This is a genomic window from Qipengyuania sp. BR81-2, assembly GCF_055693895.1.
The window spans coordinates 2,031,487-2,056,876 of the sequence record NZ_CM146344.1 but is presented as its reverse complement, the minus strand read 5'-3'; the positions used below and the strand labels follow the sequence as shown (position 1 = coordinate 2,056,876).

General features: G+C 64.2%; 25 protein-coding genes. 11 read left to right on the top strand and 14 right to left on the bottom strand.

All coding sequences use genetic code 11. The features are described from left to right. Positions 1-42 precede the first annotated feature (42 nt). From ACZ1G8_RS10425 to ACZ1G8_RS10415, 3 genes are all read left to right on the top strand, one after another. A complete protein-coding gene (locus tag ACZ1G8_RS10425) occupies positions 43-432 on the top strand; it encodes a hypothetical protein (protein ID WP_472679341.1) in 390 nt (129 codons plus the stop codon). A 147-nt stretch (positions 433-579) separates the two neighbouring features. Next, complete coding sequence (locus ACZ1G8_RS10420) at positions 580-3,324, top strand: ATP-dependent DNA helicase (RefSeq protein ID WP_472679340.1); 2,745 nt, start codon at positions 580-582, stop codon at positions 3,322-3,324. Next, the gene (locus ACZ1G8_RS10415; RefSeq protein WP_472679339.1) at positions 3,321-3,848 is read left to right on the top strand and encodes a SixA phosphatase family protein; all 528 of its coding nucleotides are present in this window, start codon (positions 3,321-3,323) and stop codon (positions 3,846-3,848) included. Before ACZ1G8_RS10420 ends, ACZ1G8_RS10415 begins: the two co-directional genes overlap by 4 nt. Positions 3,849-3,854: 6 nt before the next feature. Here the strand turns inward: ACZ1G8_RS10415 and ACZ1G8_RS10410 are convergent, their stop codons facing one another. From ACZ1G8_RS10410 to soxR, 4 genes are all read right to left on the bottom strand, one after another. Then, positions 3,855-5,072 carry an APC family permease gene (locus ACZ1G8_RS10410; RefSeq protein ID WP_472679338.1) on the bottom strand — a complete coding sequence of 406 codons (1,218 nt, stop codon included), beginning with the start codon at positions 5,070-5,072 and terminating at the stop codon, positions 3,855-3,857. Positions 5,073-5,289: 217 nt separating this feature from the next. Next, positions 5,290-6,381 (bottom strand): acyl-CoA dehydrogenase family protein, encoded by a 1,092-nt coding sequence (locus tag ACZ1G8_RS10405; protein WP_472679337.1) that lies wholly within the window; start codon positions 6,379-6,381, stop codon positions 5,290-5,292. A gap of 4 nt (positions 6,382-6,385) precedes the next feature. Continuing rightward, the gene (locus tag ACZ1G8_RS10400) at positions 6,386-7,594 is read right to left on the bottom strand and encodes an acyl-CoA dehydrogenase family protein (protein WP_472679336.1); all 1,209 of its coding nucleotides are present in this window, start codon (positions 7,592-7,594) and stop codon (positions 6,386-6,388) included. 110 nt (positions 7,595-7,704) lie between these two features. Next, a complete protein-coding gene (soxR, locus tag ACZ1G8_RS10395; protein ID WP_472679335.1) occupies positions 7,705-8,142 on the bottom strand; it encodes a redox-sensitive transcriptional activator SoxR in 438 nt (145 codons plus the stop codon). 113 nt (positions 8,143-8,255) lie between these two features. Between soxR and ACZ1G8_RS10390 the strand changes: the two genes are divergently transcribed. Beyond that, positions 8,256-8,639 carry a VOC family protein gene (locus ACZ1G8_RS10390; protein WP_472679334.1) on the top strand — a complete coding sequence of 128 codons (384 nt, stop codon included), beginning with the start codon at positions 8,256-8,258 and terminating at the stop codon, positions 8,637-8,639. 165 nt (positions 8,640-8,804) lie between these two features. Then, the gene (locus ACZ1G8_RS10385) at positions 8,805-10,067 is read left to right on the top strand and encodes a Xaa-Pro dipeptidase (protein WP_472679333.1); all 1,263 of its coding nucleotides are present in this window, start codon (positions 8,805-8,807) and stop codon (positions 10,065-10,067) included. Here ACZ1G8_RS10385 and ACZ1G8_RS10380 read toward each other — a convergent pair. The 3 genes from ACZ1G8_RS10380 to ubiA are packed head-to-tail and all read right to left on the bottom strand — an operon-like array spanning position 10,064 to position 12,055. After that, positions 10,064-10,516: a tRNA (cytidine(34)-2'-O)-methyltransferase gene (locus tag ACZ1G8_RS10380; protein ID WP_472679332.1), complete on the bottom strand. Its 453-nt coding sequence runs from the start codon at positions 10,514-10,516 to the stop codon at positions 10,064-10,066. The two genes, ACZ1G8_RS10385 and ACZ1G8_RS10380, sit on opposite strands and share 4 nt — an antisense overlap. A 4-nt stretch (positions 10,517-10,520) precedes the next feature. Further along, positions 10,521-11,141 (bottom strand): SOS response-associated peptidase, encoded by a 621-nt coding sequence (locus tag ACZ1G8_RS10375; RefSeq protein ID WP_472679331.1) that lies wholly within the window; start codon positions 11,139-11,141, stop codon positions 10,521-10,523. After that, a complete protein-coding gene (gene ubiA, locus ACZ1G8_RS10370; RefSeq protein WP_472679330.1) occupies positions 11,141-12,055 on the bottom strand; it encodes a 4-hydroxybenzoate octaprenyltransferase in 915 nt (304 codons plus the stop codon). Before ubiA ends, ACZ1G8_RS10375 begins: the two co-directional genes overlap by 1 nt. Positions 12,056-12,094: 39 nt before the next feature. Between ubiA and ACZ1G8_RS10365 the strand changes: the two genes are divergently transcribed. From ACZ1G8_RS10365 to ACZ1G8_RS10355, 3 genes are read left to right on the top strand one after another with little or no spacing between them, the layout of a single operon-like run. Beyond that, positions 12,095-12,850, top strand: a complete 756-nt coding sequence (locus tag ACZ1G8_RS10365; RefSeq protein WP_472679329.1) for a 16S rRNA (uracil(1498)-N(3))-methyltransferase — start codon at positions 12,095-12,097, stop codon at positions 12,848-12,850. 42 nt (positions 12,851-12,892) lie between these two features. After that, positions 12,893-14,263 (top strand): glutamate--cysteine ligase, encoded by a 1,371-nt coding sequence (locus tag ACZ1G8_RS10360; RefSeq protein ID WP_472679328.1) that lies wholly within the window; start codon positions 12,893-12,895, stop codon positions 14,261-14,263. A gap of 15 nt (positions 14,264-14,278) precedes the next feature. After that, positions 14,279-14,581, top strand: a complete 303-nt coding sequence (locus tag ACZ1G8_RS10355) for a putative quinol monooxygenase (protein ID WP_472679327.1) — start codon at positions 14,279-14,281, stop codon at positions 14,579-14,581. Between the two features lie 3 nt (positions 14,582-14,584). On the opposite strand, the gene ACZ1G8_RS10350 is transcribed toward ACZ1G8_RS10355, so the two are convergent. The 4 genes from ACZ1G8_RS10350 to ACZ1G8_RS10335 all read right to left on the bottom strand — a co-directional run bounded on the left by ACZ1G8_RS10350 (position 14,585) and on the right by ACZ1G8_RS10335 (position 18,832). Then, positions 14,585-15,934: an outer membrane protein assembly factor BamB family protein gene (locus ACZ1G8_RS10350; RefSeq protein ID WP_472679326.1), complete on the bottom strand. Its 1,350-nt coding sequence runs from the start codon at positions 15,932-15,934 to the stop codon at positions 14,585-14,587. A 17-nt stretch (positions 15,935-15,951) separates the two neighbouring features. Then, entirely contained in the window at positions 15,952-16,731 is a 780-nt protein-coding gene (locus ACZ1G8_RS10345) for a tetratricopeptide repeat protein (protein ID WP_472679325.1), read from the bottom strand. A gap of 131 nt (positions 16,732-16,862) precedes the next feature. Then, entirely contained in the window at positions 16,863-17,966 is a 1,104-nt protein-coding gene (locus tag ACZ1G8_RS10340; RefSeq protein WP_472679324.1) for a glycosyltransferase, read from the bottom strand. Further along, entirely contained in the window at positions 17,963-18,832 is an 870-nt protein-coding gene (locus ACZ1G8_RS10335) for an alpha/beta fold hydrolase (protein WP_472679323.1), read from the bottom strand. Before ACZ1G8_RS10335 ends, ACZ1G8_RS10340 begins: the two co-directional genes overlap by 4 nt. 80 nt (positions 18,833-18,912) lie before the next feature. Between ACZ1G8_RS10335 and ACZ1G8_RS10330 the strand changes: the two genes are divergently transcribed. Then, positions 18,913-20,313 (top strand): protein adenylyltransferase SelO family protein, encoded by a 1,401-nt coding sequence (locus ACZ1G8_RS10330; protein ID WP_472679322.1) that lies wholly within the window; start codon positions 18,913-18,915, stop codon positions 20,311-20,313. A 73-nt stretch (positions 20,314-20,386) separates the two neighbouring features. Continuing rightward, a complete protein-coding gene (gene astD, locus ACZ1G8_RS10325) occupies positions 20,387-21,835 on the top strand; it encodes a succinylglutamate-semialdehyde dehydrogenase (protein ID WP_472679321.1) in 1,449 nt (482 codons plus the stop codon). Between the two features lie 102 nt (positions 21,836-21,937). On the opposite strand, the gene ACZ1G8_RS10320 is transcribed toward astD, so the two are convergent. Beyond that, positions 21,938-22,444 carry a glycine zipper 2TM domain-containing protein gene (locus ACZ1G8_RS10320; protein ID WP_472679320.1) on the bottom strand — a complete coding sequence of 169 codons (507 nt, stop codon included), beginning with the start codon at positions 22,442-22,444 and terminating at the stop codon, positions 21,938-21,940. A 183-nt stretch (positions 22,445-22,627) separates the two neighbouring features. Between ACZ1G8_RS10320 and rarD the strand changes: the two genes are divergently transcribed. Continuing rightward, positions 22,628-23,530 (top strand): EamA family transporter RarD, encoded by a 903-nt coding sequence (gene rarD / locus ACZ1G8_RS10315; protein WP_472679319.1) that lies wholly within the window; start codon positions 22,628-22,630, stop codon positions 23,528-23,530. On the opposite strand, the gene pyrC is transcribed toward rarD, so the two are convergent. Further along, positions 23,508-24,545 carry a dihydroorotase gene (gene pyrC, locus ACZ1G8_RS10310; protein WP_472679318.1) on the bottom strand — a complete coding sequence of 346 codons (1,038 nt, stop codon included), beginning with the start codon at positions 24,543-24,545 and terminating at the stop codon, positions 23,508-23,510. The genes rarD and pyrC overlap by 23 nt on opposite strands. A gap of 12 nt (positions 24,546-24,557) precedes the next feature. Beyond that, on the bottom strand, positions 24,558-25,382 hold the full coding sequence (locus ACZ1G8_RS10305) for a patatin-like phospholipase family protein (protein ID WP_472679317.1): 825 nt from the start codon (positions 25,380-25,382) through the stop codon (positions 24,558-24,560). Positions 25,383-25,390 lie beyond the last annotated feature (8 nt).

Sequence of the window (25,390 nt, the reverse complement as noted above, 5' to 3'; positions counted from 1 at the left end):
CGACCCGATTGCGGATGTGCGAAGTTAGGCTACTTTAAAAGCATGACACTCAGCCAAGAAGAAAAGACGGTGGCTTGGGATGCATTTGCGGAGAGCTTATGTGACGCTCTGCGCAAGAAGCATTTTTCTAATGACCAGCTCTGGTTGACATTCGGCATTAGAGCTTGGGATGGCTTCACCAAAATGCAGCTAGCTCATTTTGCGATGAAAGGTCTTCAAAACCTTGAAGGATGGGAAGGTGCAACCGTTTACGCGAAGCTTGCCACACAGCGCTGCGCAGAGAAGATAGAGCAAGCGACGAGGGAAATGTTCGAATTTTGTGACTCGAACGAACTTGAGCTCTTCGAAGTGAGTTTGGACACGGCATTCGACGTTAAAGCATCCGAGTTCCATCTTCTCACTAGGTTTGTGTCCGCGACCCAATCGGGTTAGCTATTTTCTGACTGATCGAACGGCTGCTCCCCACCCAAAGTCGGACAGAACCGCCCAGTCTACCCGCTCCCAAAAGCCGCCATTCCCGCGAGGAAAACCACCCTTCCCCGCTTGCCCCGCGTTCCGTTTGTGTTCTAACGCCGCAGAGTGAGCCAACCTCTCCCCCTCCCCTCTCTCCATGCAAGCCATGCGGGCACCTGGCTGCGCGATGCTAACGGGGCAACGCGGGGGTGTTCCAAGGGCGAAGCGGTGATGGCGGCGGCCGATACGCCGCTGCTGATGATGAACGCGCCGCTGGTCGCGAACCGGCTGGGCTATCCCGACCTGTCCGGCCTCGACCTGCTCGAACTGTTCGCCTTCGTGCATCCGGCAAAGTTCTGCGTGCCGACGCCCAAGGGGCTCGCGCATGCGCTCGATCTCGAGGAGCCGGAGGACGATGCGGGTGTCCCGATGCTGCTGCAACAGGCAGCTGGCGCGCTGGTGGCGACTTGCGAAAGCGAGGATTGGGCGGAGCGCGAGGGCGCGTGGTCGACGCTGCAATCGCTCGCGCGGCTGCGCTGGCCCTGGGCGAATGTGCTCGCACCCCATGTCCGCAAACCCGAGAAGGCCGAGAAGTGGCTCTTCACGCGCCTCCCCGAATGGGAGGAGACGCCCGAACGCCCCCAGCCCGCGCAGGTCCTGATCGACGAACCCGAGATCGAGGCGCATCTCGAACGGCTGACCGGCGAAGGCGCGGAAAAGCGCGAGGGACAGCGCCTCTATGCGCGCGGTGCGGGTCATGTCTTCTCCCCGCGCGACCGCGAGAAGCGGCCGCACATCCTGCTGGCCCAGGCGGGCACGGGGATCGGCAAGACGCTGGGCTATCTCGCCCCCGCCTCGCTCTGGGCGGAGCAGTCGGGCGGGACGGTCTGGGTCAGCACCTACACCAAGAACCTCCAGCGGCAGTTGCGGCAGGAAAGCACACGCGCCTGGCCACCTGCGCGGCCCGACGGATCGCCGCCGGTGGTGGTCCGCAAAGGGCGTGAGAACTATCTCTGCCTGCTTAATCTCGAAGACGCGCTGCAGGGCGGATTTGCCGGTCGTCCCGCCGTCCTCGCGCACCTGGTGGCGCGCTGGGCCGCCTATACGCAAGATGGTGACATGATCGGCGGGGACCTGCCCGGCTGGCTCGGCACGCTGTTCAGGAAACGCGGTATCGCGGCACTGACCGACCAGCGCGGTGAATGCGTCTATGCGGGCTGCCCGCATTACCGGAAGTGCTTCATCGAGCGCAGCGCGAGGAACGCCGCGCAGGCCGATCTCGTGATCGCCAACCACGCGCTGGTGATGGTCAACGCCGCACGCGGTCGCGACCTTGCAAGTCGCCCCACCCGCATCGTGTTCGACGAGGGCCACCATGTCTTCGATGCTGCCGACAGCACCTTTTCAGCCGCACTCACCGGACAGGAAGCGATCGAGCTTCGCCGCTGGATCATCGGCCCCGAACGCAATTCGCGCGGGAGGCGGCGCGGCCTCGCCGCACGCCTTGCCGATGTCGCCAGCTATGACGAGGCGGGCGGCGATGCTGTGGAGGAAGCGGTCGAGGCGGCGCAGGCGCTGCCCTCCGATGGCTGGCTCGGGCGGCTGGCCGAAGGCGCACCCTCGGGTCCGCTGGAGGCGCTGCTCGGGCAGGTCCGCGCAGTCACCTATGCGCGCGATGAAAGCGGGCAGGAGGCAGGCTACGGCATCGAGACCGAGACTTCGCAGCTTCCGGGCGAACTGGTCGAGGCCGCGGGAAGCGCCGCACAGGCCCTCGCGCTGATCCGCACGCCGCTGCTGAAACTGGCGGGACGGCTCGAGGCCGTGCTCGAGGATGCGCCCGACTGGCTCGACGGACAGGGCCGCGCACGGATCGAGGGCGCGCGGCATTCACTCGCCTGGCGCATCGACCTGATCGCGGCATGGGAAGCGCTGCTCTCGCGGCTCGGCGGGCCTGCCGATCCCGAATTCGTCGACTGGCTGGCTGTCGATCGCAACGATGCGCGCGAGTTCGACGTCGGGCTCTATCGCCACTGGCTCGACCCCATGAAGCCTTTCGCGCAAGTCGTGCTCGAACCCGCACATGGCGTGATGCTGACCAGCGCCACGCTGACCGACCGCGACGAGAGCGGGCCCGACTGGGAGCATGCCATCGCCAAGAGCGGCGCGCCGCATCTCGAACTGCTCCCCAAGACCGCGCAGGCGGACAGTCCCTTCGATTATGCGGGGCGCGCCGAGGTGCTGATCGTCACCGACATCAAGCGCGGCGATATCCCTGCGCTCGCGGGCGCCTATGCCCGGCTGATCGAGGCGAGCGACGGCGGCGTGCTCGGCCTGTTCACCGCGATCCGCCGGATGCGCGCGGTCTATGGGCGGATCGCCGACCGCCTCGCCCGCGCAGGCCTCCCGCTCTATGCGCAGCATGTCGACCCGATCGATACGGGCACGCTCACCGACATTTTCCGCGACGACGCGCGCGCCAGCCTGCTCGGCACCGATGCCCTGCGCGACGGGGTGGACGTTCCGGGCCGATCCTTGCGCTGCGTGGTTATGGAGAGCGTGCCCTGGCCGCGCCCGACCATCCTCCACCGCGCGCGCCGCGCCGCTGCGGCCGAGGAAGCAGGCGGCGCCCAGCGCTATGACGACCGGATCATCCGCGCGCGATTGGCGCAGGCATTCGGCCGTCTCATCCGCAGCCGCGAGGATTCGGGCCATTTCGTGGTCCTCTCGCCCGCCTTCCCCAGCCGGCTGCTCTCGGCCTTCCCCGAAGGCACGCCTGTCATACGTCTGACGCTCGACGAGGCTTTACAGAGGGTCGCTAAGGGTGTTGGAGAGACAACCGAACCCGAACAGGTGGAGAGCGGAGAATCGTGAAGGTCCTGGGATTGTTGCGCCACGCCAAGTCCGACTGGGGGCAGAGCGACAAGCGCGATTTCGACCGGGGCCTCAATGCGCGCGGCCACAGGGGTGCTGGCCTTATCGGCAAACATATCCGCGATCACGGGGTTCAGTGGGACAAGCTCGTCGCCAGCCCTGCAGAACGGGTGAAGGTTACGCTTGAGGGCGCCGATATCGGCATCGAGCCCGAATGGGACCGCCGCCTCTACCTCGCCAGCACCGACACGATCTTCGACGTCATCCGCGAGGACGGCGGCGATGCCGACACGCTTCTGCTGGCCGGACACAATCCCGGTTTTGGCGACATGGTCTTCGAACTGGTCTCGCCTAAGAACGAGAACGACCTTTTCGATGAAGCCAAGGTCAAGTTCCCCACCGCGGCCTTCGCCGTGTTCGAACTCGACATCGACGATTGGAAAGACCTGGCCGAAGGCTGCGGCAAGCTCGTCCATTTCGCCCGCCCGCGCGATCTCGATCCCGAGCTAGGGCCGGAGCACTAAGGACCGCTAGCCCCGCCCTTCCGGCAACTCGATCCCGTCCTGCGCAACGGCACTGCGACGAGAAATCGCAAAGAGCACGAAGCCGACACCAACGAAGGCAAGCGTGGGTATGACCGTGCTCCACGGGACTTGCGAGAACAACCACAGCACGAAGAGTATCGCGATCGGGATAATCACGAGCCAGCGCGCGTCCATGCTTTCGCGAAGCCCTGCGTCATTGCGCCGCCACATGACGATCAGCGCTGCGATACTGGACGTGAAAAGGATCTGCTCGACGCTGACCATGAGCGTCGCGAGGAGGGTGAAGGTGCCCGACAAGGCAAGAATGGCGACCACCGCCCCGTAGAATGCAATTGCCGCAACCGGCGTCTGGAATCGCGGGGAGACGTAGGCCAGGGGGTGCGGCATCAGCCCGCGTCGCGCCATGCCATAGGCAATGCGCGGAATGGCGACGAAGACATTGAGCTGGAAAGTCGCGACGGAGAAGATCGCGGCGACGCTGATCATCAGTATCCCGGCGGGCCCCATGACCTTTTCAGCAGCGGCTGCCAGCGGCGTGTCCACATTGCTGGGGTCGGGTGCAATCGCGATGTAGGCCCACATCACGAGCGCATAGAAGATCGCGATGCCTGCAAGGTTCAGGAAGATGGCACGCATCAGCGTCTGCCGCGGGTTCTTCGTCTCGCCGGCAGCGGCAATCGCGACATCGGCACCCGAGAATGCAAATGCCAGCAACAGCGCGATCGCTTCGAACTCGGAGAAGACGGGCAGGTTGACCTCTGTAGGGAAGCCGTTCTGGGCGAAGCCGAAAACGCAAAGCAGCAGGAGTGGCGAGAGCTTGAGGATGGTTCCCAGCTTGATCGCCCCAACCGAACGCATCGTTCCGCTGATGCTGATGGCCGTAAACAGGGCGATCAGCACTGCAATCGTCGCCAGCTTCAGGAAAGGATCGGCGAACACCGGGAATAGCGCTGCGAGATAGGCCATGAGGACATGAAAGTTGGCCGAGGCCCCGATCATGTTTGTCGCAAGCGCCAGCCAGCCGGCCTGGAAACCGACGAGAGGGCCGAAGGCGTGTTGCGCATAGAGCTGCGCTCCGCCCGACTGCCGGAAGATCGTCGACAGTTTGGCGATAACCGCCATCACGCAGCCGTAGAAGCAGGCGAACAGCATCAAGGCGTATGGCGAAAAGGTGCCGGCTGCTGCGAACAGCAAGGCAGGCAAGGCGAATATGCCGGACCCGACTACCGCATTGAGGTTGATGACGATGGCGCCAGCGAGACCTATCGCTCGCGGCGGCTTCTGGTCATATCCGATAGTCCGTCCCCTGCTAGGACGCGCCCCATGCAAAGCAAGCTAGACCACCGGTAATATTAGTAAAGAACAATCCCCGCTCGGCCCAAGTACACGTAAGTCAGTGACTGCCGGAAGCTCCCGGCGATCACCCCATCCCGACCTTGCGGAAGTGATAGGCGTGATCACCGAAGGTCGTGTCGCAGGCGAGCAGGCGCTTGTGATAGTGGCTTACGCTCAGCTCGTCGGTCATGCCGACGCCGCCGTGAGTCTGGATGGCCGCTTCGCCCACTGCCCGACCGAGCTTGCCGATCTGCCCCTTGAGGATGGCGATATCGCGAGGGCTCGCAGCGCCGGATTCGGCCAGAGCCGTGGTGTAGATCAGCGTCGCGCGCGCCTTGGTATAGGCGATCTTCATGTCGGCGAGGCGGTGCGCCACCGCCTGGAAGGTCGCGATCGGCACGCCGAACTGCTTGCGCGTGTGGGCATATTCGCCGGTCATGGCGACCAGCGCGCACATCGCGCCGACCGCCTCCGCAGACTGAACGATGATCGCATCGAAAATGATCTTCTCGACTGCCCCTTCGGAGGCTTCAAGCTCGGTCGCGGCGACATCATTGAAGGTGATGTTCGCAGCGCTGTGCCCGTCGATGGTTGTGTAGGCGCGCGCATCGAGGCCGTCCGCCCCCGCTTCGACGAGGTAGAATGCAGGCGGACCGCCCTCGTTCTTCCTTGCAAGCACGACGATGGCATCGGCATCGGCGCCCGCATGGACGAGGCGCTTCTCGCCGGTCAGGCGCGCGCTGTCTCCACTGCCCTGCGCGGTCATTTCCACCAGTTCGAGTGAGGCCGTTCCGTGTCCTTCTTCGAAGGCGAAAGCGACCACCGCCTCTCCGGAAACGATCTTTTCCACCCACTCCTGCGCGGCCACATGCCCGCACTGCGCAAGCGCCGAGCCTGCAAGCATGACTGAACCGAGATAGGGTTCGATCACGAGGTGCCTGCCGAACAGCTCGGCAAAGGCGACGCAGTCGGAAATCGAACCGCCGAGACCGCCCAGCTCCTCGCTGAAGGGCAACGCCAGCAGGCCGAATTCGGCGAATTGCTGCCACGCCGCTTCAGACCATGGCGCATCCGAGTTCACTAGTTTCTGACGGGCCTCGAAATCGTAGCTCTTTTCGAGGAACTTGCCGACGCCATCGCGCAGCATCTGCTGTTCGTCCGTGAAGCTGAAATCCATCGGCCTAGCTCCCCGACACCGTGCGGGCGATCAGGTCGCGCTGCACTTCATTGGAACCGGCGTAGATCGTCGTGGCGCGGCTGTTGAGATAGAGCGGCATGGAGACGAGATCGAACTCGCTGCCGAGTGGTTCGACATTCGAACCCACGCGCAAGGCCTCCAACTGCCGCGCGAGGCCGTCCACGCCCGAAACCTGCGTCATCAAAACAGAGGCGCGCTGCACCAGCTCTGAATTGATCGTCTTGTTCATCGAGGGGAACGCGGGATCGCGCGCTATCTCGTGACCGCTGATTGCCAGCTTCTCGAAGTGGCCGAGCGAGGCGATGTCCGCCTCCAGCTCGCCAATTTCGCGCTGGAAGACTGCATCGTCCGCGACCATTCCGCCGAAGGGCGAAGGCGTCTTTTCGGCCGCTGCCCGCGCCCTTTCGCAATAGCGCATCAGCGTGGGGCTCGCGGCATTGCCGCCGCCACGCTCGTGCTTGAGGAGGTGTTTCGCCACGCTCCAGCCGTCGTTCTCCTCACCGACGCGCCCCGACTGGGGCACGCGCACATCCTCGAAGAAGACTTCGCACTGTTCGGGGAAGCCGTCGAGGCCCACGATCGGGCGGATTTCCATGCCCGAATAGTCGATCCGGTCGAGCAGCAGGAAGGTGATGCCCTGCTGCTTCTTGCCTTCGTTGCTGGTGCGCACGAGCATGAACATGCGGTTCGCGTGATGCGCATATGTGGTCCAGATCTTCGACCCGTTGATGATGTAGTCGTCGCCATCGGGCTCCGCACGGCAGCTCAGCGAGGCGAGGTCGGAACCGGAATTGGGCTCCGAATAGCCCTGCGCCCAGAAATCGTCGCCGTTGAGGATGCCGGGAAGGTAGCGATCCTTCTGTTCCTGCGTCCCGATGTCGATCAGCAGCGGCCCAACCATGCCCAGGCTCTGCGGCAGCAGCGGCGGAAGGTCGGCCTTGCGATATTCCTCGGCGAAAATGAAACGCTGCTCCACGCTCCAGCCGGTGCCGCCGTATTCCTCGGGCCAGTGCGGGGCCACCCATCCCTTTTCATAGAGGATGCGGTGCCACTCCATGCACTCCTTGAACGGGGCGAAGACGCTGGTGGTCTTGCGCCCGGCCTCGCGGATGGCGGGCGTGGGCGCGGTGGCGAAGAACTCTGCAACTTCGGCGCGGAATGCCTCGAGCTCGGGCGCGAATTCGATCTTCATCTCTCTCCCCGTCGTCCGGGCCATGGTGGCTTGGCCCGGATCGATGCCCTTCATGCACGGCCAAGACGCGCGCTGCTACCCGCAAATGGGATTAGCCTGATACCGTAGCGCTATCGCAGCACCCGCGGGCCGCTGCCGCCCTCGCCCCACTTGTCGCCCGCATTGTAGAGCGCGCATTTCTTGAGGGAGAGGCAGCCGCAGCCGATGCAGCCATCGAGATCCTCGCGCACCTTCTCGAGCGCCGCGATCTGGGCGTCTATCCGCTTCTTTACTTCCCCGCTGATCCGCTTCCAGTCGGCGGCATTCGGTGTGCGCCCCTGCGGCAGGCCGGCGAGCGCTTCCTCGATTTCCGACAGTGAAAGGCCGAGTTTCTGCGCGATGAGGATGAAACTCAGCCTCCGGATGTCGCTGCGCAGGAAACGCCGCTGGTTACCCGCAGTGCGATGCGGTTCGACCAGTCCCTTCTCTTCGTAGAAACGGATCGCCGAGACCGAGAGGCCGGTCCGGCGAGCAAAATCGCCGATTGGCAGGAGGTCGTTCGCTTTCATCGATCACAAAGATAGCTAAAACGAAGCTTGACCTCAACTTAGCTTGAGGTTGCATATCCTTGTGCATCGCAATCGCGCCTGCCCAACGCGCAGGCCGCAAAAGGAGATGCACAATGCCGGAACACAGCCCCCACGGGCGCCTCGAACACGCTAATATCTCGGTCACCGACCCTGATCGCAGCGCCGCCCTATTGATCGACCTGCTAGGCTGGAAGGAACGCTGGCGCGGCGCCTCGCAGCTCGGCGGACGCACGATCCACGTCGGCGCCGACCACGATTATGTTGCGCTGTACACCAGTGACCACGTGAAGGGCGAATACCGGAAGGGCCAGCCCCTGAACCACATTGCCTTTACCGTCGCCGATCTCGATGCGGCTGAAGAGGTGGTCGAACGCCACGGCCTGAAGCCTTTCGGTCACGACGACTATGAACCCGGCCGCAGGTTCTATTTTTTCGACTGGGACGGCATCGAATTCGAGGTGGTCAGCTATGAATGAGATCATCCTTCGCCGCCCGCTGTTCGGGCAGCCAACCGACAGAGCCAAACGCCGCGATGCGCCAGGAAGGGCGCGCGAGGCGCAACCCCGCTTCCCAGCAAGGCCGGTTCGTGTATGAATTCTCCCGGAAGGCCCCGCGCGGGGGCCGCATCCGGGGGAATACAGATGAAGTCGATCGCCACTGCTGCTGCCGCCCTAGCCCTCTTGTCGGCAGCCCCGGCAGCAGCCGAGACCGTTGCCGTCACTGCCGACCGCCTGCTCGATGTCGAGAGCGGGGGCTATGTCGAAGCGCCGGTGGTTGTGATCGTGAATGGGAAGATCGCCAGCGTCACGGCTGGCGGCGAAGTGCCGGAAGGCGCGGCGCATATCGACCTTTCCGGGCACACGCTGCTTCCCGGTCTCATCGACATGCACGTCCACCTTGCGAGCCGTCCCGAGTATGGCGGCTATTCGAACCTGCAATTCACCGACAATTTCTGGAGCGCGATCGCGGTATCGAATGCGAAGGCCATGCTTCGCGCGGGCTTTACCACGGTGCGCAACCTCGGGGACCGCGACTATCGCGTCATAGGGGTCGACCAGGCGATCGCGGAAGGCTGGATCGAAGGCCCGCGCATTGTGGTTGCCAACCACTCAATCGGGGCGACTGGCGGACATTGCGATTCGACATTCCTCCCCCCGAGTTATGAAGCGCGCAGCAAGGGTGCCGCCGACGGTCCCGCTGCCCTGCGCGCCGTCGTGCGCGAGCAGCGCAAGTACGGCGCCGAGGTGATCAAGGCCTGCGCCACCGGCGGTGTCTTCAGCCGCAACACCGCACCCGGCATCCAGCAGCTCCACGCGGACGAGCTCGAGGCCATCGTCGACGAGGCACGTTTCTGGGGCCTGAAGACTGCCGCCCACGCGCATGGTGCAGACGGCATCAAGGCCGCGATCCGCGCGGGTTTCGATACGATCGAGCACGCCAGCTACGCCGATGACGAGGCGATCCGGCTTGCACGCCAGAACGGCACCTATTTCTCGATGGATATTTTCAACACCGAGTACACGCTGAGCCAGGGCGCCGCGAACGGGGTGCTGGAAGAAAATCTCGCCAAGGAGCGATCGCTGAGCCAAGCGCAACGCGACAATTTTCGCCGCGCGCATGACGCGGGCGTGAAGATGGTTTTCGCCAGCGATGCCGGCGTGATGCCGCACGAGGATGTCGGCGGCCAGTTCCGCGTCATGGTCGAATACGGGATGAGCCCGATCGAGGCGATCCGCGCGGCGACCGTGAACGCTGCCGATGCGCTGGGACAGGCCGGACAGGTCGGCGTCGTGAAGCCGGGCGCGTGGGGTGACATGATTGCCGTCGACGGCGATCCGCTGGCCGACGTCGGCGAGCTTGCCGATGTCGATGTCGTTATCAAGGGCGGCGAACTGGTGAACTAGCCGGGAAGCGTATCGGTCTGGCGCAGCGCCTCGGTCAGAGCGATCGCTGCGCTTGTCGCGAGGTTCAGCGAACGTACTTCGGCTCGCATCGGCAGGCGAACGCTCGCATCCACCGAGGCGCGAACATCTTCGGTCACACCCGCGCTTTCCTTGCCGAACAGCAGCACGTCGTCGGCGCGGTATTCGAAATCGTAGGAGGACTGCGTCGCGCGCGTGGTGAAGAGCACCAGCCTGCTCTCGCCGATCGCCTCGCGAAAAGCATCGAAGCTCTTGTGACGCACGACTTCGACGTGATCGATGTAATCCATCGCTGCGCGGCGAACACGGCGGTCGTCCCACGGGAAACCCAGCGGTTCGATCAGATCAACGCTCGCGCCCATGCAGGCGCAGGTCCGCATGACCGCGCCGACATTGCCGGCAATCTCGGGTTCGAACAGGGCTATTCGCATTGTGTCAGAGCAGCCCCACCTGCCCCTTGCCCGACCACGGTACTTTCGTGCGGTCGAGCTCGAGTTCACCTTCCCAGGGCTTGCACAATGCGCGCGCATCTTCGGGCGAACCGCCGGTCCACGTGTCCCAGTCGTCCTTGGCGAGCAGTACGGGCATGCGCGAATGGACCTCTGCCGCAAGGCCAGCCGCATCGGTCATGACCATCGAATAGCATTCGCCCCATTCATCCGAATTGCGCCAGACACCCGCGCAGGCAAATAAATCGGCATCGGGGCGCGAGAGCCAGCTGCGCGTCTTTCCGCCCTTCGGTCCCTCGGCCTCCGCCCATGCAGTGACCGGGATCAGGCAGCGCCTCTCCTCGAAGCTGTAGCGCCAGAAAAAGCTGTCGAGCTTGTCGGTGCGGGCATTGTTGACCGGCTTGGGCTTCAGCGGCTGGCCGCTCTTGCCTTTCATCACCAGCGGGAAACCCCAGCTCATCTGCTTCAGCTTACCCTCGACCACGACCGCGCCGGGATAGCCAGGATAGACCTCCTCCCCGAAGTTGGCGCCGCCCAGCTCGTTCATCACTTCGAACCAGGCCGCGACCTCGTCCTTGTTCTTGGTCATGCGGTAGAGATTGCACATCAGGCGTTCCCCACGACGAAGCAGGCGGCCGCCACCAGCGCGCCGGTCCAGCGGTTCGAGCGGAAGCGTTCGAGCGGATTGCCGCCATCCTCGCCATCGAGCGTCGAGACCTGCCATGCGAGATGGCCCGCTGCGGGAAGCAGCGCCAGAAGCGCCACCCAGTCCGCGCGGTAAAGCCAGAAGGCGAGCGCCCAGAGCGCCACCGCGCCGGTGTAGAACAGCGCCACCCCGCCTCTCACCTGCCCGCCGAGGCGAAGCGCCGAAGAGCGGATGCCCACCAGCGCGTCATCCTCGCGGTCCTGCATGGCGTAGATCGTGTCATAGCCGATCACCCACAAGGCTGCGCCCGCATACATGGCGGCGAGCGCATCGAGATTGTCTGCACGCAGCTGCGTCCACCCGACCAGCAGGCCCCATGTAAAGACGAGGCCGAGCCAGGCCTGCGGCCACCAGGTAATGCGTTTCATGAAGGGGTAGGCGGCGACCATGACAAGACTGGCGAGCGCTACAACCTGCGCCAGTGGGCGCAATTGCAGAAGGACGATAAGGCCAATGAGGCACAGCGCCAGCAGCCAGCCCCATGCGAGTTTCTTCGACACCCGCCCGCTCGCCACAGGGCGGCTTGCCGTGCGTGCGACCTTCCGGTCGAGTTCGGCATCGACGATATCGTTATAGACGCATCCCGCGCCGCGCATGGCGATACTGCCGAGCAGCAGCCAGCCGAGCAGGGCCCATTGCCAGCCCGCTCCTGTCAGCCAGACACCCCAGACGCAGGGCCAGAAGAGCAACCACCAGCCGATCGGCCGGTCGAGACGCGCCAGCTGTGCAAGGTCTCGCGGAAGTTGCGGCAGGCGCGCGACAAGGCCGCGATGCTCGCTGTCGGGGACGATTTCGGACGCTGCGCTTTCGCTCATGGCTTGCTCCCTACAAGCGCACGTGCCACCTGCAAAGCCATGCCTGCAACACCCGCCTGGCCGCCCAAGAGCGCGCCCCGCCTTTTCGTCGAAACCCAGCTCGCCGCGGATACCGAGGTGAAGATCGAGGGCAACCAGGCGCATTACCTCGGCAAGGTAATGCGCGTGTCGCCCGGCGATGCCGTCATCCTGTGCGACGATATCACCGGCGAATGGGCCGCCGAGGTCGTCGATGCAGGCAAGCGTCACGTCACGCTGCTCCCCAAGCAGCACCTACGCCCACGCGAGGAAGTGCCCGATTTCTGGCTTTGTGCGGCGCTGCTCAAGAAGGACCGCTTCGACTTGGTCCTCGAAAAGGCGACCGAGCTGGGCGTTGCGCGCATAACGCCGGTGGTGACTCGCCGCTGTGTGGCTGACAAGCTCAATGCGGAACGTGCCGACACGATCGTAACCGAGGCCGCCGAACAATGCGCGCGCACCGCGCTTCCCGAGATCGCGCCGGTGGCAAAGCTCGAGGCGCTGCTGCGCGACTGGCCCGAGGACCGCATCCTGTTCTTCGCCGACGAGGAAGGCGGCGAGAGCGCAGCCGACGCCTTCTGTTACGCCGAGGGCCCAGCCGCCCTGCTGACCGGCCCCGAAGGCGGCTTCGACGATGCCGAGCGCGAGATGATCCGCGCCCATCCCAACGCCACTCAGATCAGCCTCGGCCCGCGTATCCTGCGCGGCGAAACGGCTGCCATCGCGGGAATCGCCGTATGGATGGCCGAGGCGGGCGACTGGCTCGACGCCGAATAATTTCTTTGCGAACGCGTGTTCGGTTGCCTATCGCCACCGACCATGAGCACGAGAGAGGCCTCGGGGGCAGCAGACCCCATCATCGAAAGCCGCGACCAGCTGGTTGCACCGATGCAGAAGGGCGAGAAGCCCAAGGATGCCTGGCGCATCGGGACCGAGCACGAAAAGCTGGTCTATTGCTGCAAGGAACACCGCGCGCTGTCCTATGACGAGCCTGGAGGTATCCGCGATATCCTGCTGAGTTTGCGCGAGTTCGGCTGGGAGCCGATCGAGGAGAACGGGAAAGTCATCGCGATGAAGGGCGATGACGGTACCGTCAGCCTCGAGCCTGCCGGACAGCTCGAACTTTCGGGCGCTCCGCTCGAGAACCTGCACCAGACTTGCAACGAGACCGGGCGCCACCTCGCGCAGGTCAAGGAGATCGGCGAGCGCTACAATGTCGGCTTCCTCGGCCTCGGTATGTGGCCCGACAAGACCCGCGAAGAGCTGCCGATCATGCCCAAGGGCCGCTACGAGATCATGATGCGGCACATGCCGCGCGTGGGCAATCTCGGCCTCGACATGATGCTGCGCACCTGCACGATCCAGGTAAATCTCGACTATTCGAGCGAAGCCGACATGGCGCAAAAGTTCCGCACCGGCCTCGCGCTTCAGCCGCTTGCCACCGCGCTATTTGCCAATTCGCCTTTTACAGAGGGCAAGCCCAACGGCTATCTCTCCTATCGTAGCCATATCTGGAGCGATACCGACCCGCACCGCACCGGCATGCTGCCCTTCGTCTTCGAAGACGGCTTCGGCTACGAACGCTGGGTCGACTACATGCTCGACGTGCCGATGTATTTCGTCTTCCGTGACGGGAAGTACATCGATGCGGCAGGGCTGAGCTTCCGTGACTTCCTGGAGGGCAAGCTGGAAGTCCTGCCCGGCGAGAAACCCACGACAAGCGATTGGTGGGACCACCTCTCGACCGCCTTCCCCGAAGTGCGCCTGAAAAGCTTCCTTGAAATGCGCGGCGCCGATGGTGGCCCGTGGAGCCGGATCTGCGCCCTGCCCGCATTCTGGGTCGGCCTGCTCTACGAACAGCACGCGCTCGATGCCGCGTGGGATCTCGTGAAGCACTGGACGATGGAAGAGCGCGAGGCGCTGCGCAACGCGGTGCCCAAGCTGGCGCTCGACGCACCTATCCCAGGCGGCGGCAAGCTCCGCGACCTTGCAAAGGAAGTGCTCGCCATCGCGCGTTCGGGCCTTGCAGCGCGCGGCAGGCTCAACACCTCGGGCGACAACGAGACCGGCTTCCTCGAAACGCTCGACGAGATCGTCGCCAGCGGGAAAGTGCCCGCACAGGCCTTGCTCGACCGCTATCACGGCGAATGGGGCGGCGACGTCAGCAGGGTCTACAAATACAGCTTCTGACTTGGGAGTAAGCGCATGATCCAGATCAACGGCACCATCAAGCTTGGCACCACGATCGACGCGGCGACCCAGAAGGCGATCATCGAAATGGTGCGCGCCAGCCGCAATGAGGACGGATGCCTCGATTACACCTTCGCCCGCGACCTTGCCGATCCCGATACGCTGGTCCTGTTCGAGCGCTGGCGCGACCGCAGCGCGCTCGAAGCGCACATGCAGTCTGCACACATGATGGATTTCCAGGCGGTGATGGCGGCCAACCCGCCTGCCTCGCGAGATATCCGTATCTACGAGACCGACGACGGCGCGCCGCTCGGCTGATCCTTAGCGGTAGGCAGTGATCGTGCCGCTGTCGTCGAGGATGTAGAGCGTGTTGTTGGCCACGACCGGCGGCAGGCTGATCGCTTCGTCGAGTTCCTGGACCATCGCAGCCGAGCCTTCGCCGGTGCTGATGCGATAGACCTCGCCTTCCGAATTGACCGCCCACAGCTGGCCGCCCGCAAGGACGGGGCCCTGCCAGAAGATCGGGTTCTTCTTCTTTTCCTCGTTCCGGAAGCGCGGAAGCTGGGTCAGCCAGCGCACCTTACCGGTGTCGGCGGCAATCGCCATCAGCTTGGCTTCGTCGGTCAGGGCGAAGACCCAGTTTCCGGCGATGGCCGGGGTCGAAATGCCCGCGACGTTGAGTTCCCAAAGGCGCTGGCCGCTCACGAGTTCGTAAGCTGCCATGCGGCCGCCCTGGCCGAGTGCATAGACACGGCCGTTATGGATGATCGGATCGGCGTCGATGTCCGACAGCGCGCCGACCTGCGTCGAGATCGAGGTCCGTGCCAGCGCGTCGGCCCAGAGGCTGCGGCCGTTCTCATAACGGTAGGAGACGAGCTCGCCCGAGGTGTAACCGGCAACGACCGTGCCCTGCCCTGCGGCAGGAGCAGCAACGCCGAAGACGCCGGCCATCGTGGTCGAACCCGATTCCTGCCACTGCAGTGAACCATTACTCGCATCGAGCGCGAACAGCTGGTTGTCCTGGCTCATCACGAAGACATTACCGAATGCGACCGTGGGCGAACCGCGCAGCGGACCGCCGGGTTTCACTTTCCACTGCTCGGCGCCGGTTTCCGCATCGAGAGCGTAGACATTGCCTGCACCGTCGGTGCCGAACAGACGGCCATTTTCGTAGCTCACGCCGCCGCCGAAGGCCGAGGCGCGCGTATCGTCGGTGAGATCGCCCTGGTAGCTCCACTGGCGTGCACCGGTCTGCGCGTCGAACGCGGTGACGCGACCGTCCGTGCCTACGGCGTAAAGCCTGCCGCTGCCGATGACCGGAGCCGAGCCGAGGCGACGGCGTTCACCGGCACCCTCGACACTGGCGGTGAATGCGCGGGCCGGAGCCTCTGCAAGCGCGAGGTGGCCGTAGCTCTTGCTGGCAGTACCGCCGGCCTGGCCCCAGGTGTCGTTGGTGGTCGCAGCCGGCAGCGTGACCGGCGTTCCGGCAAGCGCCGGATCGACTTCGGCACCCGTCGCGATGCGCGAGAGGATCGGCTGGCGATCGCCGACAGTCGGCGTGTCCTTTTCGCCGTCGCCACCACCAAAAAGGCCGCCGCTGCAGGCACCGAGCGCCAGGGCGAGCGTCGCCACACAGGCGGTGCGAAGGAAAGGCTTGGTCGTCTGGCTCATCGGATTTCCGTTTCGTATCATTCGCTTACGAGTTCGGGCTCGGCATTGCTGCCGTTCTGCGATTCGAGCAGTTCCTGAACATCGTCGATGGCATCGACACCGAGGATGCCTGCCATGTTGAGCATGCGCACACGCGCGGATTCGGGGGTGTCCTCGTGACGCGCGATCTCGCCGAAAAGCGCGCCGGCTTCATCACGCTTGTCTTGCGCGAGATAGGCATGGGCGAGCAATTCGCCCGCGCTGGCAAAGAACGGCTCGCCGGGAACTGCGAGCGGCTGCATTGCAGCGACCACTTCGGCCGGCTCCATCGCATCGTAGCGCAGTGCGGTCCGGCGGATCAGCGCGAGGTTGCGCAGCGGCTCGGGAGCGCTTTCGTCGTCGGCAATTTCGCCGAGGAGTTCGGCGGCCTGTTCGTCTTCGCCGTTCTCGGCCAGCTGGCCTGCGCGAAGCATCTTTGCGGAAATCACGGCACTGCCGGCACCTTCGATCGCGGCGAGGCGCGTCATCGCGCTTTCCTCATTGCCGTTTTCAAGCTGTTCGAGCGCAAGGACGAGCTCTTCGCTGGAGCTTTCGAGCTGCGCTTCCTGCTGGTTGTTCCAAAAGATGAATCCGGCAAAGGCAGCGAGGCCGACGACGAGCACGCCGAGCAGCGGCTTGCCCCATGTAGCGAAGAACTGGTCCATGTCGCCCTGGCGGACGGCATCGTCGACTTCGCGAAGCAGGGCTTCCTGCTCGGCAGCTTCGGCCTTGGCCTTCTTATCTTCGCGGGTTGGTTCGGTCTTGGGTGTGCGGGCCACTGTGGGGCGGGCTCCCGTCCTTGATAGATTTCGGTTCGCGGGTCTTTAGGCAACGCGCGGTGCTAGGGCAATGGCTTCGAGCCCTTCGGAAGGAGCCTGTCCCCGCCCGCGTGAATGGCGGATGAAAGCGGCTAGAGCTCGAACTGCATCGCGCTGCCATAGAGGCGGCGATAGGTGGCGAGCGACTTCTCGCGGTCATATGCGGCTACTGCATGCGCGCGGTTGGCTTCACCTCCATCCCTGCGGGCCTGCTGATCACGCGAGAGCGCCACCAGTTTCTCGGTCAACGCGGCCTCGTTGCCGTGCTGGAACAGCCATTCGCGGGTCGCCTCTGCCACGGTGTGGGAGATCTCGCCATCGTCGGGCGCGACCACGGCTACGCCCGCCGCCATCGCCTGGACGACAGGAACGGGAAAACCATCGGCGTGACCTGCGGCGGCGAAGATGTCGAACAGGCCGAAGACCTTCTCCGGCGCACCGACGCTGCCAAGCCAATGCACGCGGTCGTTCATTTCCATCCTGTCGACCAGCGGCTCGATCTCGCTGCGATTGCCCTCGCCGAGGATGATCAGCTGCCACTCCTTACCGAGCGCCGCAAACGCGCTCGCCAAAGTAGGCAGGTCGCCCGAGGCGGCATGCGTGCCGAGCCAGCGTTCGCCCTCGCGCTTGATCATCCGGAAACCGTCGGCCTTCGGCTTCTTGGCAAATGCCTTGGTATCGACGCCAGGTGCAATGCGTTTCACCCTGCCGAGCGGCTGCTGCCAGTCTACCAGAGCGATCTCCTCGAGCTTCTCGGACGGGACAACGAGGCCCGATGACTTGCCGAGCGCGATGCGGCGGTACCAAGTGCGCTTCTTCGAAAGCCTCACCGCTTCCTTTTCGCCCAAGTCGTTCTCGTGGTGGACCAGCGGCGGCAGCTGCATAGCATCCTTGAACAGCGTATGCGCCATGGCGACGTCCAGAGCGTCCCAGCCATGCGTGAGCACGAGATCGAAGGGTGTCATCGCGCGCGCCAGCTTCTGCATTCGCCCGGGCGACGGAATCCCTTGTAGCGACGGGAAGTGCGAGGCCTGCTTGATGGTCAGTCCGCGCGGTGCGGCCTGCATGACCAGATCGTCACCGGTCACGACCGTGTGGCGCAGCTTGCGCCCGTAGCTGGCGATACGCTCCATCGCCTCGCGATCGGGGCATACGTGGAGGACGTGCGGCGGAATGCCGTCTGAGTGCTTGCTCATTTGACGGAGGAAAGAAGCGCGTCGACGGCGCTGCGGACCTCGGGCTCGTCGAGCGTCGGTGCGTGGCCCGCCTTGGGCACTATCACCGTGTCGGCATCGGGCGCGCGCTTCTGCATCAGCGCGAGAGTTTCTGCGCTGAGGATCTCGGACACTTCACCGCGCACCAGCACCAGCGGCTTGTCCGCCAGCGCGTCGAAACCGGGCCACAGGTCGGGCGGCACGGCGTTCTCGTCCGCATCGTTGAACGGGTCGGCGATCTTCATATCGTAATCGAACGCGATGCGGCCGTTGTTGCACAGCGTCATCGAACGCTTCGCCATGGCGATCCAGTCGTTCGTCTCGAATGTCGGATGCGAGGCACCATGCACCTCTTCCAGCGATCGGGCTGCGTGCATCCAGGTCGGGAAGCTGCCACCTTTTCCGAGATAGGTCCGGATCTTCTCGATCCCGCGCGGGTCGACCACCGGTCCGATATCGTTGATCAGCGCGCCGGCAATCTTCTCGGGCGCGAACTGCGCGATGAGCATGGTCATCAGCCCGCCCATCGAGGTGCCGATCGAAACATAGCGGTCGATGCTCTCCTGCTCGAGCAGCGCCATGACGTCGCCGATATAGGTCGGCACGGCATAGGTCGCGCTATCGTCAGCATAGTCGCTCTGGCCGCGTCCGCGCATGTCGGGCACGATCACACGGTTACCTTGAGCGGCGATGTGCGGCGCAAGCCCTTCGAAATCGCGGCTGTTGCGGGTGAGGCCGTGCAGGCAGACGACGGGCACCTTGCCGCTGTCGTCACCCGCATAGTCGCGGAAATACAGCTCCAGCCCATCGGGACTCTGCCAGCTGCGTTCGCTGAATTCACTATCCATGGAAGGCGAGTTAGCGCGCCCTGACGCAAATTTCGAGAGACGACTTGCATGGCAGCGCAATGAACCCCATCCCCGCACCCATGCCGAGCGCCCCCGAACCTGCAGGATACCGCCCCGAAACGCCCATCACCGATATTGCGGAATGGCTTGGCGACCCGGTCGAGGCGGCCGATTTTCCCAAGGCGGAGTTGCGATTCCGCAATGATCGCTGGGCGGCTGCGGTCGGACTAGGCGACCTGTCCGACGAGGCATGGATACGCCACTTCGGGCGTTTCGAACCGCTGCCCGACAACCTGCCCCAGCCCCTCGCGCTCAGGTATCACGGCCACCAGTTCCGCGTGTACAATCCCGATCTTGGCGACGGTCGCGGTTTCCTGTTCGCGCAGATGCGCGATGGTGAGGACCGCCTTCTCGATCTCGGCACCAAGGGTTCGGGTCAGACACCGTGGAGCCGCGATGGCGACGGCAGGCTGACGCTCAAGGGCGGCGTGCGCGAAATCCTCGCGACCGAAATGCTGGAAGCGCTGGGCGTTTACACTTCGAAGACCTTCAGCATCGTCGAGACGGGCGAAGAACTCACCCGCGGCGACGAGCCCTCGCCCACCCGGTCCTCGGTCATGACCCGGCTCAGCCATGGTCATATCCGCATCGGCACATTCCAGCGCCTGCTTGCGCTCAAAGAGCAGGAACAGATGGAAGCGCTCGTGGGCTACTGCCTCGAACAATTCCCCGGTCCGCCTCCGCCCGAGGATGCACCGGGCCGCGACGAACCCGCCGTAAGGCTCATGCATCTCGTCGTCGAACGGCTCGCCGATCTGGCGGCCAGCTGGATGGTTGCAGGATTCGTCCACGGCGTGCTCAACACCGACAACATGAACATCTCGGGCGAAAGCTTCGACTACGGCCCATGGCGCTTCCTGCCGAAGTGGGAGCCCGGTTTCACCTCAGCCTATTTCGACCATGCGGGGCTCTATGCCTTCGGGCGGCAACCGGAAGCTCTCCACTGGAATTGCGGCCAGTTCGCCATCGCCCTTCGGCTGCTTTGCGCCGCACCGCCGCTGATTGCCGCGATGGAACGCTTTGGCCCGCTTTACATGGAAGCGGTGGGCAGGCGCTGGTGCTGGCGGCTCGGCGTCGAGAGCCGCGGTGTCGAGGAAGACGGCAAGCTGGTCGGCGCATGCGAGGCGGAGATGGCCGAAAGCGGCGAGCAGCCGGATGCCTTCTTCTACCGCAATCGCGCCGGACGCGGTTCGGAAGGCGATCTTGCCGATATCCTCGCAGGCTACAGTAAGGTCGAGGACAGCCATGCCTACTGGGAAGAAGATGCGCCCGAGAGCATGCTCATCGACGAGGTGGAAGACATTTGGTCCGCTATCGACCAACGCGACGACTGGCAGCCGCTACAGGACAAGGTCGAGCGCCTCAGGAGGATGGGAGAAGCGCACGGCCCTGCGCCCGCGCCAAGTGGGCACAAGGCCTAATCCGCATTTGACGCGAAGGCAGCAAGGTCACATAGCCGTTGCACAAAAGGCGACGGGTTAGGGAAGACGCTCTGTGTCCGATAAGATGGTTTCCACCGAGCCCGCGACAGGCAACGAGATCTGGCGCGGCAAGGCCGGCAACGTAGATGAAGTGATGAAACGCGCCGTCAGCGCACGCGGCGTCTGGGTCCGCGAAAGCGTGGGCCAGCGCATGGAAGCCATGCGCCGTTTCGCCAACGAGGTCCTCAAGCACGCCGAGCCGTTTGCCGAACTCATCGCCCGCGAGACCGGCAAGCCCCTGTGGGAAGCGCGCACCGAAGTCGAAGCGGTGAAGAACAAGGTCGAGATCTCGATCTCCGCCTATGCCGAGCGTACCGGCCAGAAGAAGCTCGACAGCGCGCTGCAGGGTTCGGCCGCCCTGCGCCACAAGCCGCATGGCGTCATGGCCGTGCTCGGGCCGTATAATTTCCCGGCCCACCTTCCCAACGGACACATCGTGCCAGCGCTGATCGCCGGCAATGTTGTCGTCTTCAAGCCCTCGGAAAAGACCCCCGCAGTGGGCGAATTCCTGGTGAAGCTGTTCCACGAGGCCGGCGTACCCGAGGACGTCGTGCAGGTGCTCCATGGCGGCCCCGAAGCGGGCAAGGCGCTGGTCGCCCATCCGGACGTCAACGGCGTGCTGTTCACCGGTTCCGCGCGCGGCGGGATCGCGATCAACCGTAAGCTTGCGAGCGATCCTTCGAAGATCGTCGCGCTGGAAATGGGCGGCAACAACCCGATCGTCGTGCTCGACACGCCCAAGATCGAGGATGCTGCCGTCACGATCATCCAGTCGGCCTTCACCACCGCAGGCCAGCGCTGCACCGCTGCCCGCCGTCTGGTCGTGATAGACAGCATGTATGACGAGATCGTCCCGGCCGTGAAAGCTCTTGCCGAGCGGCTGGTGGTCGACGAGCCCTTTGCCGAACCGCAGCCATTCATGGGCACGGTGATCGACAACGAAACCGCAGAGCTGCTGATGAACAGCTTCGAGGCGCTGACCTCGCATGGTGGCGAGGAAATCCTCCCGATGACACGCCCGGACAAGGACCTTCCGTTCCTCACCCCCGGCCTCATCGATACCACTGCCATCGCCGAACGCCCCGACGTCGAGTTGTTCGGTCCGCTCTTGCAGGTGATCAGGGTCAAGGACTTCGACGAGGCCATCGCCGAGGCCAACAACACGCGTTACGGCCTTTCGGCATCGCTGATCGGCGGAAAGCCCGATGATTTCGAGCGCTTCTGGAACGAGACGCGTGCCGGCATCGTCAACTGGAACCGCCCTACCAACGGCGCATCTTCAGCGGCGCCCTTCGGCGGCATCGGCCTTTCGGGCAACCACCGCCCAGCAGCCTATTACGCAGCAGACTATTGCGCCTATCCGGTCGCCAGCACCGAACTGGACCAGCCGCGCGCCAGCATCGGCGTCGGTCTGAAAGACTCGGCCAAGCCGACGCGCAAGAGCAAGGACGCCTACAAGTAAAAGGGCGCCGCCCGCTCCTCTTGTGGAGGATGCAGACGACGCCCAGAACGACCCGAAGGCCGCCTCCAGGCTGCGGGTGGGCGCAGCCCGAAGCTCGTTCAATTATCCGCAGCGGGTGCTGGAGCGGTCGATCGAGCGACCGAGGAGCGCACCTGCGGCGCCGCCGATGATGGCGCCCAGCGTGCGATCTCCGCCGCGACCGGCGACTTCATGACCGATCAGCGCGCCGACACCTGCACCGACCAGCAGGCCGGTCGTGCCGTCATCCTTCTCGCAATAGTAGCGGTTGTCGCGGCCACGCCAGATACGGGTATCGCGATAGACCGGCTGGCCCCAGTTGCGGTCGTATCGCATGTAATAGGGGCGTTCGCGGTAGTAGCGACGGTCATCGTAGTAACGGCGGTCGTCATAGTGACGGCCGTGATAGTCACGGTGCTTGTGGCGCTTGTGCTTGTGGTGCCCGCGACCGTGCTCGTAAACGGTATCGCCAACCGCAGCGTGCGCGGCAGGTGCAGCATGGGCAGGAATGGGTGCAGCCGCCGCGGGGACGGCGAACGAGAGGCCGGATGCGGCCAATGCGAGCGATGCAGTCTTCAGAATGCGGTTCATTGGTCAGTGTCCTGTGGATCGTGTGCGACTCGAAGAGTCTCGATGCCGTTAAGGTTTACGCCCACCAATCTGAACGGAATGCAACGCGAGCGTCAGATTTGCGTTAATCGACGAGCCGAATATCTGGCTGCGACGAGATGAAGCTTGCGGCCCCGAATGGCACGGCCTAGGCGCGCAGCATTCATGGGGACGACAGAAACCGAACACCCGAAGACGGGCCTTTGGGCAGCGCTCGGCGCTTATCTCATCTGGGGATTCCTGCCGCTTTACCTGATCCTCGTGCGCGAAGTTCCGGCGTTCGAATTCGTCGGCTGGCGGATCATCTGGACCCTTCCGCTCTGCCTGCTGATCGTCGCATTCCGCAAGCAGCTACCGCAATTGCGCGCCGCGCTGACCAATCCGCGAACCATGGGTTGGCTGCTGCTGTCATCGACGCTCATCGCGGTGAACTGGGTCGTTTATGTCTGGGCGATCCAGAACAACTATGTCTACGCCGCGAGCCTAGGCTACTACATCAACCCGCTGCTCAATGTCTTGCTGGGTACTCTGCTCCTGAAAGAGCGGCTGTCGCGCCTCCAGTGGGCGGCCGTGGCGATTGCCGCTTTCGGCGTGTCTCTTCTGCTCGGGGGCGCGCTCACCACCTTGTGGATCAGCCTGACGCTGGCGATTAGCTTCGGCATATACGGTGTCATCCGCAAGCAGGTCGATGTCGGCGCACTGCCCGGCCTGACGATCGAATCGATGATCCTCCTTATCCCCGCAGCAGGTGTCGCCTGGTACTTCGCGCAGAGCGCCACAGGCTCTTCGTTCACTCAGTCGCTCGACCTGAGTATTGCGATCATGCTGGGCGGCGCGCTGACTGCGATCCCGCTGCTGCTGTTCGCCATTGCGGCGCGTCTGCTGCCTTACTCAACGCTCGGTTTCATTCAGTTCCTCGCGCCGAGCATCGTCTTCCTGCTCGGCCTCACCGTGTTCGGTGAGGAGCTGAAACCCGTGCAGGCAGCATGCTTCGCCTGCATTTGGGCTGCAGCGTCGCTGTTCGTGTGGGACCTGTGGTCGCGGTCTAGGAAGCCAGCCGCCAGCTGAGCGTTTCGCCCGCGTGGAACGGCACGATCTCGGCAGCTCCGCCATTCACTTCGGCCGGCACCTCGACTTGCGCTTTCTCGAGCGTCACCGCCTCCTCGTTGACGGGCAGCCCATAGAAGGCGGGGCCGTTGAGGCTCGCGAACGCCTCGAACCGGTCGAGCGCGTCCTCTTCATCGAAGACCGTAATATAGCTTTCGAGCGCGAAGGGGGCGTTGAAGATGCCTGCACAGCCGCAGGCGCTTTCCTTGTCGTGCCGGTGGTGCGGCGCGCTGTCGGTGCCGAGGAAATACTTCGCCGAACCGCCTGTCGCCGCCTTGCGCAGCGCGAGGCGATGCTCTTCGCGTTTCGCAACCGGCAGGCAGAACATGTGCGGCCTGATGCCACCCACGAGGATGGCATTGCGATTGATGTGGAGATGCTGCGGCGTGATCGTGGCCCCGATCCGCGGTCCCGAAGCATCTACGAATTCGACTGCCTGCTTGGTCGTGATGTGCTCGAAAATCACCTTGAGCTCGGGCATGCGCTCGACCAGCGGGGAAAGGATACGGTCGATGAATACGGCCTCGCGGTCGAAGATATCGATCTCCGCGTGGGTCACCTCGCCATGGACGCATAGGGGCATGCCGATCTCGGCCATGCGCTCGAGCACGCGCTCGATATTGGCGATGTCGGTCACGCCATGCGCCGAATTGGTGGTCGCGCCTGCGGGGTAGAGCTTGGCAGCCGTCAGCACCCCGTCGGCGAAACCGGCGGCGAGGTCGTCCGGATCGCTTTCGTCGGTGAGATAGGCCGTCATCAGCGGGGTGAACTCGACACCTTCGGGCACTGCGGCAGCGATCCGGTCGCGATAGGCAGCCGCAAGGGCTGTGGTCGTCACCGGCGGAGAAAGGTTCGGCATCACGATCGCGCGGGCGAACTGGCGCGCGGTATGCGGCACAACAGCACGCATGGTTTCGCCATCGCGGAAATGCAGGTGCCAGTCGTCGGGGCGGCGGATCGTGAGGCTTTGGCTCATGTCCCGCGCCCCTTAGCTTGCAAGGCCGTTCTGTGCCAGCCACAAGCGCGCGTCTTCCTCGCCCTGCGCCCATGTCTTGAGCACCCGGTCGGCATGTGCGAAGTCGATCTTGTCCGCAGCCACCTCGCTGCTCGGCTGGACATAGGTCCGGCGATCATCCTGCGGGATTGCGGAATAGCGGCTCGACAGAAGTATCAGCGTGCGCCCCTCGTCCGGATCGGGCAGCGGCGCCTTGTCGGTCATCCCCCCATCGATTACCGCCTGCCCTTCCCACTGGGGTACGGTGAAAACCGGCGGGATAGTCGCAGCGGCGCAGATCAGGTCGGCAAGCTTCCCGTCACGCGCCGCCTGCCGCGCGTCGACCCGCAATTGGCGCAGCCCCAGCCTCTTGGGCCAAGCCAGATGCGGTGAGGATCTCAGACCCTGGTCGAGCTTATAGAGCAGGCCGTAGGCGAACGCCGCCATTCCGGGCGTGAGCGATGCCGGCGGCTGCGCCAGCACGACCTGGTACTCGGGACCATCAGCTATGCGGGAGATCGCAGCCTCGTCGAGCGTAGTCTCGACCACAGCACGATAAACCTCTTGGTGCGGCGTCCAGTTGCTGCGATTTCTGTCGATATTGGCATCGTTGATCCTGAAGGCCTCGTGCATCAGCTCGAGCAGGTCCGTCTCGCGTCCGCCGATCCATGCCGCAGCGCTCAACGCGCCGCCAGAAACGCCCGAAACGCGCTTTGCATCCAGTTCGAGCACAGGTCCGGCCTCGGCCAGAAAACCTCCGTGCCAGAAGCACCGTATCCCGCCACCGGAGAAGACGATCTGGTCGAATTTGACGTTCACCGCATTGC

Excerpts from the sequence above, each read along its gene's own strand:
- pyrC (WP_472679318.1), bottom strand. The coding sequence starts at position 24,545 with ATGAGCCAAAGCCTCACGATCCGCCGCCCCGACGACTGGCACCTGCAT.
- ubiA (WP_472679330.1), bottom strand. The coding sequence starts at position 12,055 with ATGAGCGAAAGCGCAGCGTCCGAAATCGTCCCCGACAGCGAGCATCGC.
- ACZ1G8_RS10425 (WP_472679341.1), top strand. The coding sequence starts at position 43 with ATGACACTCAGCCAAGAAGAAAAGACGGTGGCTTGGGATGCATTTGCG.
- ACZ1G8_RS10405 (WP_472679337.1), bottom strand. The coding sequence starts at position 6,381 with ATGGATTTCAGCTTCACGGACGAACAGCAGATGCTGCGCGATGGCGTC.
- soxR (WP_472679335.1), bottom strand. The coding sequence starts at position 8,142 with ATGAAAGCGAACGACCTCCTGCCAATCGGCGATTTTGCTCGCCGGACC.
- rarD (WP_472679319.1), top strand. The coding sequence starts at position 22,628 with ATGGGGACGACAGAAACCGAACACCCGAAGACGGGCCTTTGGGCAGCG.
- ACZ1G8_RS10335 (WP_472679323.1), bottom strand. The coding sequence starts at position 18,832 with ATGGATAGTGAATTCAGCGAACGCAGCTGGCAGAGTCCCGATGGGCTG.
- ACZ1G8_RS10390 (WP_472679334.1), top strand. The coding sequence starts at position 8,256 with ATGCCGGAACACAGCCCCCACGGGCGCCTCGAACACGCTAATATCTCG.
- ACZ1G8_RS10385 (WP_472679333.1), top strand. The coding sequence starts at position 8,805 with ATGAAGTCGATCGCCACTGCTGCTGCCGCCCTAGCCCTCTTGTCGGCA.
- ACZ1G8_RS10355 (WP_472679327.1), top strand. The coding sequence starts at position 14,279 with ATGATCCAGATCAACGGCACCATCAAGCTTGGCACCACGATCGACGCG.
- ACZ1G8_RS10380 (WP_472679332.1), bottom strand. The coding sequence starts at position 10,516 with ATGCGAATAGCCCTGTTCGAACCCGAGATTGCCGGCAATGTCGGCGCG.
- ACZ1G8_RS10360 (WP_472679328.1), top strand. The coding sequence starts at position 12,893 with ATGAGCACGAGAGAGGCCTCGGGGGCAGCAGACCCCATCATCGAAAGC.
- ACZ1G8_RS10330 (WP_472679322.1), top strand. The coding sequence starts at position 18,913 with ATGCCGAGCGCCCCCGAACCTGCAGGATACCGCCCCGAAACGCCCATC.
- ACZ1G8_RS10340 (WP_472679324.1), bottom strand. The coding sequence starts at position 17,966 with ATGAGCAAGCACTCAGACGGCATTCCGCCGCACGTCCTCCACGTATGC.
- ACZ1G8_RS10400 (WP_472679336.1), bottom strand. The coding sequence starts at position 7,594 with ATGAAGATCGAATTCGCGCCCGAGCTCGAGGCATTCCGCGCCGAAGTT.
- ACZ1G8_RS10320 (WP_472679320.1), bottom strand. The coding sequence starts at position 22,444 with ATGAACCGCATTCTGAAGACTGCATCGCTCGCATTGGCCGCATCCGGC.
- ACZ1G8_RS10365 (WP_472679329.1), top strand. The coding sequence starts at position 12,095 with ATGCCTGCAACACCCGCCTGGCCGCCCAAGAGCGCGCCCCGCCTTTTC.
- ACZ1G8_RS10375 (WP_472679331.1), bottom strand. The coding sequence starts at position 11,141 with ATGTGCAATCTCTACCGCATGACCAAGAACAAGGACGAGGTCGCGGCC.
- ACZ1G8_RS10350 (WP_472679326.1), bottom strand. The coding sequence starts at position 15,934 with ATGAGCCAGACGACCAAGCCTTTCCTTCGCACCGCCTGTGTGGCGACG.